The sequence below is a fragment of the Chitinophaga pendula genome (genome assembly GCF_020386615.1).
Taxonomy (GTDB): domain Bacteria; phylum Bacteroidota; class Bacteroidia; order Chitinophagales; family Chitinophagaceae; genus Chitinophaga; species Chitinophaga pendula.
Map to the genome: position 1 here is coordinate 2,429,613 of NZ_CP077769.1, position 15,730 is coordinate 2,445,342.

Annotated in this window: 4 protein-coding genes; 3 read left to right on the top strand and 1 reads right to left on the bottom strand. The window is 45.0% G+C overall.

Annotation, left to right across the window (positions count from 1 at the left end; all coding sequences use genetic code 11):
• The first annotated feature begins 17 nt into the window (after window positions 1–17).
• From KTO58_RS08980 to KTO58_RS08990, 3 genes are all read left to right on the top strand, one after another.
• The gene (locus tag KTO58_RS08980) at window positions 18–4,571 is read left to right on the top strand and encodes a DUF6443 domain-containing protein (RefSeq protein ID WP_095839696.1); all 4,554 of its coding nucleotides are present in this window, start codon (window positions 18–20) and stop codon (window positions 4,569–4,571) included.
• Between the two features lie 32 nt (window positions 4,572–4,603).
• On the top strand, window positions 4,604–5,020 hold the full coding sequence (locus KTO58_RS08985; protein WP_095839695.1) for a hypothetical protein: 417 nt from the start codon (window positions 4,604–4,606) through the stop codon (window positions 5,018–5,020).
• A 151-nt stretch (window positions 5,021–5,171) separates the two neighbouring features.
• Window positions 5,172–5,939, top strand: coding sequence for a hypothetical protein (locus KTO58_RS08990; RefSeq protein WP_157753066.1), 768 nt, complete (start codon window positions 5,172–5,174; stop codon window positions 5,937–5,939).
• Window positions 5,940–6,005: 66 nt separating this feature from the next.
• On the opposite strand, the gene KTO58_RS08995 is transcribed toward KTO58_RS08990, so the two are convergent.
• Complete coding sequence (locus tag KTO58_RS08995; protein WP_095839693.1) at window positions 6,006–15,713, bottom strand: SpvB/TcaC N-terminal domain-containing protein; 9,708 nt, start codon at window positions 15,711–15,713, stop codon at window positions 6,006–6,008.
• Between the last annotated feature and the right edge of the window lie 17 nt (window positions 15,714–15,730).

Below are 15,730 nucleotides of genomic sequence, written 5' to 3' on the forward strand. Positions count from 1 at the left end.
TACTATTCTATCTAATTATGAGATATTTTATTCGATTCATGATATCCATGTGCTATGTGATAGTAGCCTGTACTGTTAATGCGCAGAATAGGCCAGCTAATAATAGCACTCAACCTGTTTTGCCTTCTCAGCCATTTCCAGCGGCTTATTTATCCGGACTTGTTAATTACATAAGGACATGGGAACCCAATGTTCCAGTAAAAAGCATTGCTGATATAGCATCAGCGGATATAAAATCGAGCAAAGAATCAACTCAATATTTTGATGGACTTGGCCGTCCCATACAAACAATAGATCGGGCGCTGGGAGCCAAGCAACAGGATATTGTCAATATGATGATCTATGACGGCCTAGGAAGGGAGCAATATAAATATTTGCCTTACGTATCTTCGGAAAGTAATGGTAAATTCAAAAAGAATCCTTTCGCAGAGCAAGCTGCTTTCCTGGGAAATCAGTATGGCCCTATTGAAAAGATTTTTTATAGAGAAACAGAAATCGAAGGATCTCCGTTAAATAGAGAGTTAAAGGTTTATAACCCAGGTAATAGTTGGGCTCGGATAGGGGGTAATAAACCGATTACGACCTCATTTCTATCAAACACTGTAGCCGATCATGTGATAATCTGGGATATATCACAAGGAGCATCCATACCCGTTAAAACAGGAGAATACCAACCAGGGCAGTTGTTCAAACAAGTGATAGTTGATGAGGATGGAAAAAGTACGATTGAATATAGAAATAAAGCTAATCAACTAATCCTGAAAAAAAAGCAAGTTGCAAAAAATCCTAACGATATCTATACCTATGTCGGATGGCTATGCACCTTTAATATATATGATGATCTAGGAAACCTAAGGATGGTATTACCCCCTAAGGCTGTCGAATGGTTGATAAACAACAACTGGCAACTTAATGCTACGATAATTGCAGATTTGTGCTTTCAATACAAATATGATGACAGAAAGAGGCTTATTGAAAAATATGTACCTGGTATGACTGGAGCTTCAGAATTAGTATATGACTTAAGAAATCGATTAGTCTTTACACGTACACCTAACATGAAAGTGAATGGGCAATGGTTGACGAACTTTTATGACGGTCTTGATAGGCAGGTAATGACTGCATTATACAATAGTAGTGAAAGTCGCAATACTCTGCAAAACACCATGAATAACACGACATCAACCACAACCGAGATTGAGCAGAAGATTAAACCTGTTGCCGATTTGGTAATCAATAAGTATGATGGAAGAGTTTTATATGAAGCAGCTAACTCAGTAGATGTTAATCAGGGATTTGATAGCGGAGATGGTAATGAAATTGAAATAAAGATAAATCCTAATGGAGAGGGTAACGTAATTACTTTAATTGTTACAAATCCCTTACCCTCATTAGATAAAACAAAGCTATATCCGTTAAGTTATACATTTTACGACAACTATGAATATAATGGTGCATATGCTTTCCGGGGACAGGATTTTACTAAACTTACCGCTGAAGGGCCGGCAGATGAGTTTACTAATAGATCAAGCATTATGACAAATAGCTTGGTAACTGGAACTAAGGTACGAATCCTGAATACCGAACAATGGCTTACTACCACCACCTATTATGATGATAAAAACAGAGTACTACAGTCTATCTCAGACCATGTTAATGGAAATCAGGAAGTAGAAAGTAATATGTACAATTTTAGCGGTAAAATTAGGAAGTCCTATCTGACTCACAATAATGCAAAAAGTAATCAGACACCAGACACCAGAGTATTGACAATTATTGATTATGACCATGCAGCACGAATTGTGCAGGTCAGAAAGCAATTAAATGATGACCCCTTAAAAGTAACAGTTCAAACAGAATATAATGACCAGGGCGAATTGTCTAAAAAGATATTGGGAAATAATTTGGAATCTCTCGAGTATACTTACAATATAAGAGGATGGCTGAAAGGAATTAATAAGGAGTATGCTAAGTCAGGAGGCAGCCACTTTTTTGGAACAGAACTACACTACGACTACGGCTACAATAATAATTTCATGAATGGAAGTGTAGCAGGTCTCACCTGGAGAAGTGCTGGAGATAACAAATATCGCTCCTATGGATATACATACGATGCCGCAAATCGATTGCTTAAAGCTGATTTCTCTCAGTTTTATGATGTATGGGATAACCGTACAGATGCTAACTTTGATGTTATAGTAGGAGATGGTACTAACCCTGAACCTGCCTATGATGCTAATGGTAATATAAAAGCCCTTAAGCATTATGGTATTGATGGTGCACAAAGCAGATTGATTGATGATTTGAAATATACTTACCAAAATAACAATATGAGTAACCGCCTACAGGGCGTTGTAGATGAGATTGATAACAAGAACTCTACGTTAGGCGACTTTAAAGAAATTGAAGGGAAAGGCAATGACGATTATACATATGACGATAATGGTAGCATGATCCGAGATGCAAATAAAGGAATAGCATTGAATGCAATTTCTTACAACCATTTAGGACTGCCGGAAAAGGCCGTTATAAAAGACAAAGGAACTATCTTCTACTTATATGATGCCAATGGCAGTAAATTACGGAAAACTGTAGTCGACAATACAGGAGGAAGTACTAAGACTACATTGACAGATTATATAGGTGGATTTGTTTATAAGAATGATACATTACAGCAATTGCATCACGAAGAAGGAAGGATTCGTTGGGTAGCAAAAAACAATCAACCCGGAACGTTTGCCTTTGACTATTTTGTAAAAGATCATTTGGGCAACATTCGCATAGTATTAACCGAACAGACCGATTTTAGCATGTATAGAGCTACTATGGAAGCCGCCAATGCCTCGAAGGAAAATGCACTTTTCAGTAATATTGAAGAAACCCGTAACCCTAAGCCTGTTGGTTATCCTTCTAGTCAGCAAACATCAACTAATGAGTACGTTGCCAAATTGAGCGGGAAAGCTGATGGGAAAAAAGTCGGCCCTTCAATAGTATTAAAGGTGATGTCTGGAGACACTATAAGTATTAATGCAGAAGCATTTTATAAATCTCAAGGCCCATCCAACAATCAACAAGATGCTCCTATTGAAGATATTGTAGCAGATCTGGCTAGGGCCTTCAATACTGCTTTTCAAGGGATTACGGGGCATGCTAGTAGTGCAGATCAGACGCAGAACCCCTTTACTAATAGTTTTTATAGTAATGATTACCAGCGGTTAAAACAGAAAGAAAATACTCAGGCGAATATACAAAGGCCCAAAGCCTATTTGAACTTTGTATTATTTGACGAACAGTTTAAATTAGTAGATGAAAGTAGTGGAGTAAGGCAAGTCCGAAATGAACCAGACCAACTACAGACACTTTCAAGAGATAAAATGATTATGAGTAAAAGTGGATATCTCTATGTGTATACTTCAAATGAAAGTCCACAGGACGTTTATTTTGACAATGTTGTTGTAGGTATGGGGGCCGGATCTATATTGGAAGAAACACATTATTATCCTTTTGGGTTGACTATGGCGGGTATCAGTAATATAGCTATAAAAGGAGGGAGATATTTCGAAAATAAAGAAAAGTTCAACGGTAAAAAATTAGAGAGCAAAGAGTTTGAAGATGGATCAGGCCTGGAATGGTATGATTATGGTAATAGGGAATACGATCCTCAGGTAGGTCGCTTTTTTAGAGTAGACCCACTAGCAAATGATTTTCCACAATTGACTCCATATCAATATGCAGGTAATGATCCAATTAGAAATATAGATCTGGATGGATTGGAACCTCAAACGGCTGTAGAGAGCTGGAATTTGAAGACCGCAAAATCACATACTTATAAAAATGGGCAAAAGGCATTCCTTATTGATGGCTATTGGGTAAATATGCAGTCCGGATCTTATAACATGGTACATCAATATTATGATCGGAAAGCGTCAAAGTGGAAAGAATTTCCTCCTGTTACAGAAATGGAAAATAATGCCAAAATGGCACAAGCCCTTTACGAAACCGCTGATGTATTGGGCAAAGGATATGCGTCAATGTTAGTAACTGGTACTACAGCAGTGCTAGGAGGCTTTGGAATACAGGGACTAACCGCTAAAGGTTTAGGAGGAGGGTTAGCAGATGTGGCAGCTCAGGTAACTATGAGTAGTGAACAGGGATTTGTAAATAAATTAAAGGATGTAAATTTGACGGGGGTATTGGCTGGGACTTTTATGAAAAATCCTTTTGGAGCAGCAATGGCAGGAAATGCTTTAGATTTTAGACTTAATGGATATTGGGAGAACTCTATTTTTGATTTTGATGGTAAGAGTACAAAGACAAAGACCATGCAAGCACTTACGTGGGAAACTATTTTAGGAGGCGCTGCTGGGAAATATGTGGATGCCGGAATGTCGCATTTGGGGTTGGGAAATATATCTCTCAGTAGAGAATTAGTAAAAAAAGGAGTAGGGAAAACAGGAGTATATGGTCTGCATATTACAACAACAGGAATGACGGCATATCAATTTAATTTGTTAAATACCATAATCCTGGATATGTTGAAATACGAACAAAATACTCAAAGCGCAAATTAGTCACAAATAATAGCTAAAGGCTCTTATCAGAAATGCTTAAGTTAAAGAGAAAGACAAAACGAAAGATTTTAAAAGCTATAATACCATGTGTATTAGTAGCGGCCTTGGCCTCAATTATGTTGAAAAGCATAATTGAAAAGGAACATTTGAATTCAAATAAAGGTATAACGACAGGAACTGTTACCTTCTTTGCTAGAGATCAAAAAGGATTAGGTGGTAGAATACATTATCAATATAATATCAAAGGAGTGATATTTGAGAATGTAAGCGCTAATCGACAGATGAATGCTGATAAGGGGTATTTGATGGTAAATAAAAGTTTTCCTGTAGTATATGACACTACGAAACCAGGTGTCAGTGTAATTGTAACAACTCCCGCACAATTTGAAAATTATTCGATTGAGTTACCCGATAGCCTAAAATGGATCAGGGATTTAATGAGTGAATAACATTCAATCAATTCAAAAAATAGTAATTAAAATAAGGTTAATGAAATTGTTCTTGAACAGACGTAGGTGTACATCAATCATGTATGCTCTTTTTATAACTCTTACAGCTAATGCACAATCCTTCCAAAACCCTGTACAGAAACAGGTCAGTATGCAATTATTGAAATTCCTGGAGAATCGCCAGTTTAATATGGCGCTCTTATGTCTGGACCCTGCTATGCTGAAGAATAAAGCAAAGGTTAAAAAGGAATTGATATCGGCAGCAGAACAACTTATTGCATTAAAGCATAATACAGAGGCATCCATAATGTGGACTGGAGGCGGAGGTGAAGATACCAGCATTTATCGCTGCCGTTACTACAACAAACAAGATAAGGAGGATATGGTCTATAAAATGGATATTTACTTTAATGATGAAGATCGCCAGAAAATCAGTAATATAAAGTACTATGACAAGAAATATCTGATAGAGGAAAAGAAAAATGAGCTGATATTTGACCCATCTGCACCGCCGCCACCTCCATCAACTCCGCCTCCGGTAATTACTAAGACCCGTAAACCGGAATATGAAAATAAGGCGCAAGCTTTTACCGCAATAAAGTTCATGTCTTTCTTAAACCATCAGCAACTTGATAAGGTTTTGTTGATTACGGATACTGCACACATCGAAAACTTGGAAATGTTTAAACAGCGTTTCCTTGAAGGAGGGCAACAACTTGCAGCGATAAGTAATGGAAAATCACTTACATCGATGTGGCTGTTCGACGGACCTAAGCGCATTTATCGCTATACTTATTTCGACGATAAAGAAGAACAGCCGCTGTTTTATGAGGTAGAAGTGGTATTCTCTGATGAGAAGACAGAACGTATCACCAATGTAAATTATTACAATAGAGCACAACTGCTCAGAAAGAAATAATTGCCAAACCAAGAAAGTATAAGAGCGGGCCTACTGAAATGAGCCCGCTCTTATTTTTACAAGCAATTACCAGGTATTTAACTTACCCGTACCATAAATAAACAGTGGAAAACCATGACTATCATCTAAACCCGAAATCCCTCTGTTAACATCTATGAGGAATTTTCTAAGTGCATTACCCCCTCTATCCCAGTTATAAATATTATGGGGACCATTCTCTACCCGCACATGCCCTTGTTTATCAAGAAGGGTGATTTCCGTTCTGCCAAGCGCATAGGTGGTGGCTAGTGATGAATAAGAAGGGGCTAATATAGCTGCTATTAAAGGGTCTTCAATGAAAAGACCTGCTATCATCATTTCTTCAAGGGTATAGTTAAGCAAATTGACACTTGTACGTTTACCCTGCGTCAAACTATTGGTACCAAGTATGCCAAAATCCAATTTGCTGGCATCTACATACAACCAGTCTTCCGGTATCGCCAGTCCCATCCCGTTACTTTCATTACCGTCGTTGTCTAGGTTAGGATGCGCTTTCGCCCAGTCAATTCCTTCCTGCATACCCACAAAGCCATCCCAGTCAGGACGGTCTTTTAGCTTGTTATAGTTATACATAAAAGTAGGAATGGCATATTTTTGTAATCCTTCGGGACCCAAATTCGACGCCAAACCGCTGGAATGAGACATGCCTTGTGTAAAGTCCTGTTGATTCATGATCAGTGCTTTTCCTTGCAAGCCATTATCCGTAATCCCCATAAAGGTGCCAGTAGAACTATATACAGGAGCGGCGCCGTTAGGATCGATCAGTTTGACAGGATTATTCAGCGTATAGTTGTAAGGCGACAGGTTGGCAAACTTTGCTGTTTCGGGATCCACCGACAACCACAACGACGCCTTCGGATCATAATACCTCGCTCCGTAATAATAATTGCCGGTCTCATTATCCTGCTCTTTCCCGTTGAACAAGTATGGTGTTAATGCATCGTTCTTATGTTTATCGACGAACAGCTCCCCATACGGCGTATAGGCATTATACTGGGCTACTTCGCCAAACACATTGGTGAGGTAATTGGTGCTGCCCAGGTGGTCGGGGTGGAAGTAATACTGTTGTTGCTCGTAAAAGTGACCGGTTCCTACAAATCCATATCCTGCTTTTACGCTGTCATTGCTGGGGATGGGGGAGACGCTGACCGGCGGGCCACCAGGAGCAGGGGTAGTGTTACCTGGCCAACCCCGGGGTACGCTGTTACGGGTGGTGTCGTAGGTGATAGGAGCGGCAATCCCGTTGTTATAGGGGAGGGCATAAAAGTATTTGTCGGTAGGAGGGCCGGGGCTGACGGCCAGGCTGGCATAGTAAGCATAACGATCCCGTTGCAGCTGGGCATTACGTTCCTGGTAGTTGATACCTCCCGCCGTAAGTGCCGGCTTGGGGAAGGAAATATTGGTAAACCGCCCGATACCGACCTTGCTGGCAATGCGCTGTCCCTCGATATAGTAATGTTTGGTAAAGCCTGTCCGCCGGGTTACGATATAGGGGCTGACGTAGGCGATATAGTTGGTATCATGCACGACTACACCGGCGGGCGCACCATTGACCCAGGAGCCACGATAACCGCCACTGCTTTTTACCGCCCGCTCGCCGGTGGCATCATAGGTATACTGACTGAGTATACCGCCATCTTTCACGGCCATCAACCGGTTCTCTTCGTCCCAGAAATATTGCCGCTTACCGGATGTCGTCAGGTTGCCATTCAGGTCATAGAGATAGTCGGCGGCGCCGATCCGGATAGCCTGGTGAGGTACCGTCCCGCTATAACGATAGTCCTGCCGGTAGCTTTTATCCTTACCAGACATGACCATGTCCTTGCTGGTAATGTTATACAGATTGTCATAGCCTACCTGCAGTTTGTACGAGGCCGTGTCATTGATACCGCGGTACATCCCTTCACCTGCCGTAAGGCGGTACAGGTTGTCATAGGTATACTGGTGCACGATCGAACCGCCGGGGATAGCACCCTGCGCAGGTGCGTCATCACGGATAGACAATACATTGCCTACCGGATCATACCGATACTGCTGATTCATGAATACACGCCCACCGGCCGCAACAGCATTTAAAGTAGAAAGACGGTGCCGATCCGGTTCGTAAGTATACTTGTTCTCCGTACCATTACCATACTGAAGGTATACCCGCTGCTCAAACTCGTTATATCCCAGCTGCTTCACATATGGGTAGTCATGTCCGGCTTTGGACCCGCTTACGCTGAATAAACTGCCTCCTTTATTATACCGATAGGTCACCACCTCTCCATCGGGGTAGGTCAGTTGCTTGATACGATTCCAGGTGTCATAGGTCGCCTCGCTCACATAAGTGGTAAAGAATACATTGCTGACCGACATCGTCCGGATCGTCTTCGTGATCTCGCCCAACTTACCATAATAATATTCCTGCCCACCGCTGGCATCTATCTGGAGAGTCAGCCTGCCCGCCCGGTTGCCGGTACCGGGTGCGCCATACGCATACCTTACTTTATTCTGATATTGACGGGGATAGTCTATATCCGTCACCCGCTCATGATCATAATAATATTTAACAGCACCTCCGGTAGGGATCTCCTTACGTATCTGCGGAGTGATCCTGGCTATCAGGTTGCTGGCAGCATCATATTCTAATACTGTCAATCCGGCATCCGGATGCTGCATACTTGTTTTCCTCCCCAGCAGATCGTACGTATAACTGGTAACGTTATTACCAGCGTCCATCACTTGCAGTAACGCTCCCAATGCATTGTAATGATACCGGGTCGTAATACCACCACCGGGAGCACCGGCAATGCTCTCCTGGCGCTTACGACCTTTTACATCTGTCAATACCTCCCGCTGATTCCGCAAAGCATCTGTTATCCGGCTACTGAAATATCCGTTACTAATAGTATATAGATAACTGTCAGTAGCACCATCAGCAAAGACCGTTTGCAATGGACGATCCTGTATATCGTATCGGTTACTGACGGCCAGTTTACCTATTGTATTTGACAATACGATATCGGCTGCTGCGTCTATCTTCGCTGTCGTAGGATAATAAGTACTGGTCACTCTTCCAAATGCATCATAGATATGATGACCACTCACGATCATCTTCACATCATCAGGTTGATGCCTCGCTTTGAAGATGGCAGCTTCTTTCTTTATTTGTAATGACCTGCCTAAACCATCAGTAAATGAGATCGTTCTGATGTCGGATTGATATTCAGGATCCAAGTGACGCGTCAACGCATAAGGTACCTTTGCTTCCGGATGATACTCAAATGCAATAGTATAAGGACGGTTGGCAGCCAGCTCATAAGGCCCGGTAATCCGTACAATCCTGCCCTTCGCATCTATCTCATAACGTATAGACGTCTCGTTAATACTGGTACTGTTCAGTAAGCTGCCAAACCGATAGTCGTAGGTACTGCTGCTCGAATACCCGTAAGCATCCCTGACCTGTATCGGATAGGTATGTACCGCCGCATCATACGTATAACAATACCATAGACGCTCTCCCTTATGATTTTTTGGCCTTGTCAACCTGGATAGATTCCCATATTCATCATACTCCAGGTCATAAACAGACGCTGCATCTTCACTGGAATAAGTTTGTATACGCGTAACATCACCTTGCGCATTCATCACCGTACTCCTCCTGCGTAATAAACCAGCAGGTGTTTGTAGATCAATACGCGAAGCGACAGACTTGATATATCGCACATCATCATTATGATAACTCACCTGCGCCCGTAAATAGTCGTTCTGACTACCATCGCCTATATCTGTAATCATCGTCACATTACCGGCAAGGTCATAGTCATATAAACTATAAGTCGATAATCCACTGCCCGCTCCAGCCTCATTAAATAGCTTGTCCATACGTACCAACGCCGGAAACTGACTGCTATCCACCACCGGTCGCAGGTCATAGGTGTTGGCTGTCTGCGTATATATGGTAGTACCATTGGCATCTTGTAGCCATTCCTTAACAGGCAACCCTTTTGAATAGTAAGACTTGTTAAGATACTCCTGTACCGAAGTTCGATAAATACTATTGCCGGTTTCCGTATTCAGCTGGTGAGCAGTCACCTGCTTAAAACCATAAAACTCCCGCTCACGACGATCATAATACCCTCCGCTGTAAGTATAACGGGATCTGGTCGTGTCCGCACCGTCACCACTTACACCGTCAGCTAAAGTAACAGATTGTAACACCCACTTGCTGTGTGGCATATCGTACGTATTCACCGTACGTTCATAGTCCAGGTAAAAAGAACTACCCATAGGACGACTCACCGCGCGTAACAGGTTGGTCCTCCCGATCATAGCACGCTGTACCGACAAATTTCCGTCATCAATGGAGCGTAAAATATCGGCATAACCATCCCCGTCAATGTCCGCCAACTGATACTGCTCCCTCGACACACTGTTACCGTCTGCATATCCCGGATTGATACAGAACTTGAGTGTAACAAAAATAAGGTATACAGGAATAACCACCGTAACTGCCGCATTGAAAGACTCACTGGTGCTGGTCTGCTTAGATATCTCTGTCAGCCCGTTCCAATTGATCGCTGAGGCAAAACCACCTCCGCTGTTGAACTGTACCGCTACCTGGTTGCCACTCAAAAATAGCTTATCAGGTAAACCGTCTCCGTTTACATCGGCATAAGACGTATTGGATGCCCCCTCACTACGCTGGACGCTAGACCCTGCCTGGAAGGAGCCATTCACCCGGCTAAAGCCTTTGATTGGGCCGAGTCCCACCCCGGGTCCAATCCCTTTTTCCTTCGTCTCACCTTCCTCTATTCGCGCACTTCCCCAGTACTCTGCCGCACTGAACCCATAACCGAGATTAAGTGATACCGCCCCGCTTTGATATAGCTTATCCGGCAATCCATCCCCGTTGATATCCATCCAGTTACTGACAGTCTCATTCTTATTCTCTGCCAGACTGCCACTACCGGTAACGGATATACCTATAGTACCTGCTGCATTATGCGCTTGCGCACTGGCTACCGCAGCCGGCGTCTGTTTGCTGAATGCGTTTGGCAAAGTACCACTGCCGCCGAGAGAATGCCCTTTCAGCTCCCCCTTAAAAGTGGCTGCCCCTAATCCATGCCGGGTAGTACCGGCGCTTAAGCCCCCCGTTGGTAAAGTGAACTGTATATCATTATTACGCAGCACATCCGGATGCCGGTCCCCGTTCATATCCTGCATATCCAGGTCGTTAGTAGTACCGGTTTCAGAAGTAGTCCTGCTGATACTACCACCTATACCCGTATAATCATCAGACAACGATAATCCCAGCGCCGTACTCCTCGTCTGCGTCCGCGAGATCTTATTGACAACCTTCACATTACCGCCGCTCATCAAACTATCCACTGCAACATCGTGCATCCATAAGCGTGCACTGCTCATCTGCGTAGCACTCACATATACACTGCTGTCAAATCCTACCCATACCCCTTTTTGCTGCGCAGCATATAAAGGAATAAAATCAGCCTGGAAAGCATCTATGATCTGGTTAAATAAACTACTGTCTGCAAATACATCCGGGTTCTGCGAGTAGTTGGCAAACCCTTGCACATTGATCTTACTTTCATCCAGCGGAGCAGTACCATGGGTAGTACCTTTATAAGAAAAATGTCCCCATCCCCGATACTGCGTTCCCAGGAAATCCTCCTTCGGTTGTGTGAAAAGACCGGCTTCCAATGTGTCCCGCAGCGTGACGGTAACCATGTTACCAGTGAGATCAGTATACGTACTGTCTCTGATCAATACATATCGCGGACGCGATAACGCCTTTGCCAGCACACGGTCATTCGTGGAATACTCACAATAAATTGCACCAGGTACAGTACCGTCAACAGGAATATCTGCTGCACCTTGTATGTTACCGCCGACAGCACCGAAACTTGTTTTGCCAACGAGTAGCCCGTTACGCTTGATAGTGAATGTAATCTGCCCATTAGCACTTGCAATGTTCTCAATAAAAGGATGTATTACAACGGCATCAGGTGGCACGTTTGCCAGCACCGGCGTAGGAGAGAACCAGTCGTTAAAATTATCATTCCGCGGTACGATATCTCCGGCTATCACCGGCTGCCCATTCGCTTGCGTAGCAGGGGTACCGTCGGTAAAAATCGTATACGTATAATGAGGTGCCCATTGCAAACGCGACCGGTCAATATAAGAATCACTCAGCAACTCAAACCGCAACCGGTCATCCGGTTGCACCGATAAACCAGCTACCTGTATCGGTTGCTGAAGCGCAGTCGGCCCTGCGAACACCTGTTGCACAACAATCGTCGACACCCCTCCACGTTCCTGCCGGATAACCACCCGCACGCTATCAGAGACAATGCCCTTTTTGAATAACCCGTCTATATTAATTGTACCGGCCTTACTAAACTGCATGCCGTTGCTGTCATGCAGCACAAAGTCTTCAGATGCCTGATACCGCATCGTACTCCTGCCATTTGCATCCGTCGCCGGTACCACGGGTGTCACATACTGTACTACCGGGTCCCAGTTAATCAGGTCATCCTCCCCATTGTAAACAGATTGCATCCGGAAGTAAATACGCTCCCCTTTGCTGATCGTAATGTGGTCAACAGCTGCGGGTATCTTAGGTGTCTGATCATTTGCAGCGATGACAGTAGCCCACAATACCTGCCCGCCGCGCTGTACGCTGACACGTACGCCGTCCTGTTTATTGCTGCCACTAACAGGACTCAATAACTGTATCGCACCACTAACGGCCACCACACCGTCTCGTGGTGCCTGCCAGCAGCGCACAATATCCTGTAAGGGAAATTCCCGCTCCTGTTGTGCCTGAAGATCCGTATCCGGCGCCAGGAACAGCGGAGATACATTGCTACCTGCCGTAACAGGATTGCTGGTACCTCCGCTGCCAGGCAAAAATACAGGGTCACCCTGCGCATCCACCCGGTTGAAATATACCTGACCGTTACTCGCCAGATCCGGTAACCCATCTCCGTTAAAATCCGCGAGATAGTCCGTCGTTGTCGTCGTCGTTTGCGTTTTATTATTACCCCAGAAAGCAACCCTTACATTCACCTCATATCCCCGGGAACTGCTTTTCGTATTCGTAACGTGAAACTGCGTAATACCGCTTATCCTCCGTCTGTCACCAAATCCACGCCCGGTACTCCCCAGGTTCTTCCGATACCACAACTGCCCACCGGACCGGAACACCTTGTCCGGCAACCCATCCCCGTTAATATCATAAAGCAGCGTCAATCCCTCCGTCTTCGTGGTACCACTACCGGTACTACCGCCGACAGTCATACTTTTAGACCAGTTGCCATCCCATATGCCCATCGTCAGCGCCAGGCTCTTACTGCTATTTTTCGCTTTTGAAGTTCCGAGTAACGAACTTTCATTGCCATAGCCAGGTACGGGATTACTGATATCTCCGGTTACCTGGTCATCCCCAACCTGCCAGTTCTCCACATTGCCAAATGGCCGGAATACCCCATTGGAATAGACATCATTATAATAATCAAGGGTATGCGTATTAAAGACCACCCCATCCGCATCTGATTCAGCAATGCTTTTTAGCAATGTCTTATTAAAAGCACCTTCCGTATATTGAAGCGTATAGCTACGTACCGGCTGATTGAGATAACGGACCTGGATCTGCTTTAAAAGGTCCGCCGTCACCATCTTGAATCCAAGCCGCCCGCTGATCACCACGTCCTTCCTGCGACCTCCGCCGAGTTGACGATCCCGCACAAAAGCAACCTGGTAAGCACCAGGCCGGTCACCGGTGCCCGTATAAGAGATCTGGCTCACATACAACTGTTGACCCGGCACCGTACCTCCCGCAACCCCAGGATCACGCACCAGCTCATATTGATAAATGACCGTGTTATTATGCAGGTCCACCGTCATCACCAAAGGCCAATAAGCGATGTTACCAGTGGCATCCTGCAATACCGCCGACTGGTCAACGCCTTTGCCTGGCCTGCCACCATAAAAACTACGAATACCTCTCTTATCCGTCACCTCCCACCAATAGTTGCGTGGGTGATCCCCGTGCCGGATGATCTTCATAAAACTGCCTTCCACCCTCGGATAGAATTGCTTTTCAGCAGTCCGTTTCACAAACGCGGCACGATGCGCCAGCGGAGCAAGTTGCGCCCCTCCCATAGTATATGTCTCTGTCTCCAGATTGACATCATACCTCGGAACACCCCAACGGGTCTCAATGCCGATACTGGGAACAGACATACCCCATCCCATTCCGAGCCACCCGTTATCGCCGTCACTATTATAATATAACCCCAATGAAGGCTGCATACCCTGCCTGCCAGCCGGCAGCCGGATAGGGAAACCCATACTGGCATTCCCCTGCATATTGGGAGTGGGAGGTGCCATCATCGATATGCCGCTGCCAGGAGATGCTGCTTGTATATCTTTAATGGAGGTGGGCACATACGCCCGCCCTTCCGGCGATTCCGGTACCTTAATGATACCGTTGATCATATCAGAGAAATAGGGGGTGACGGATTGCAACACCTGCCCCTCCGTCATCAGACTGTCCGGTGCCAGCATCTTCCAGGTTCTCGCTACTTCGTCAAAATAATAAGTACGTATATCCTCCGGTGTATATCCCTCGGGAATAAGCGCACTGTCATACGGGAGGCTAACCAGCGCATATCCGTTCATCCGCGTAGCATGCGGAGAAAACCGATATGCCGCAGCTCCGCCGGTTACATTCACCAGGTCGACATTCATGGCTACTATATCCACGTCCCGCAGCGTACTGACCGTAACTATCCGGTCCTCAGACAATACACCGCCCGGAATACGGATACCCGCACCAGTAGGCAACAATACCTGAGAAGCCTGACCCACATGGGTGGCCACAGATGCCTTGAGCGCCTTACCTCCCGCAGGAATATAAGTCACCGTCGATGATAGATGATCCGTCAGCACTACCTGTTTCGACACCGTACGTCCATCAGTAAAAATGGCCTTCAGCGCCACCGTACCAACGCCTGCCTCAGCAGGCAAGACTACTTCAAACTCATCACCCGAAAGGTTAGCGGCATAACCATTACACAATACCTCCGCAGGAGCGTGTGGATATCCGGTAGCCAGCATCCCCCGGATATATACTTTGTTCGTACCGCTATAACGCAAGGCCGTCTTTATAGTCACCGCAGGTGCTACTGCTTGCTTTAAAAGAATAGCGACATGCCTCACACGGTAGTAGAAGTCTGCATGAACCGGCAATCCAAAACGGATAATATTATCCCCGGCTTTAAGCGCAGATATTGGAATGGCCTCCGTCTGTGTTGTCCAACTATGATGAATGTCCACAAACTGACCGCCAACAGCCACCCCCTCGTTAATACTCCGCGCTACGCCCTCGTTACCGGCTACACCGTATAACTCATAGGTAAGGTAGGCTGTAACATCCGGGTCGATCTTGCCGGGCAGCGAAATATGAAAGAGATTGTCCGTAGGATCATCTACAGGTACAGCTGCGGTTACGCCAATAAGCCCGGCCGGTAGATCAGCAGGATATTGCGCATAAGAAAGCATATGGCTGACAGGAGGGCGTACCCCGCTGACGGTCGTCTTTGATACACTGTCCACCCGCTTTCCGGAGCGCGCAGACACCAGCGGCAGGGAAGACCTCGAAATACCGATAACCGCTAATAATATAGATAAAGTAAGTACAACCGAAACAGATAAGTGATATCGCTTCATAAGAACGTCGTGCTATA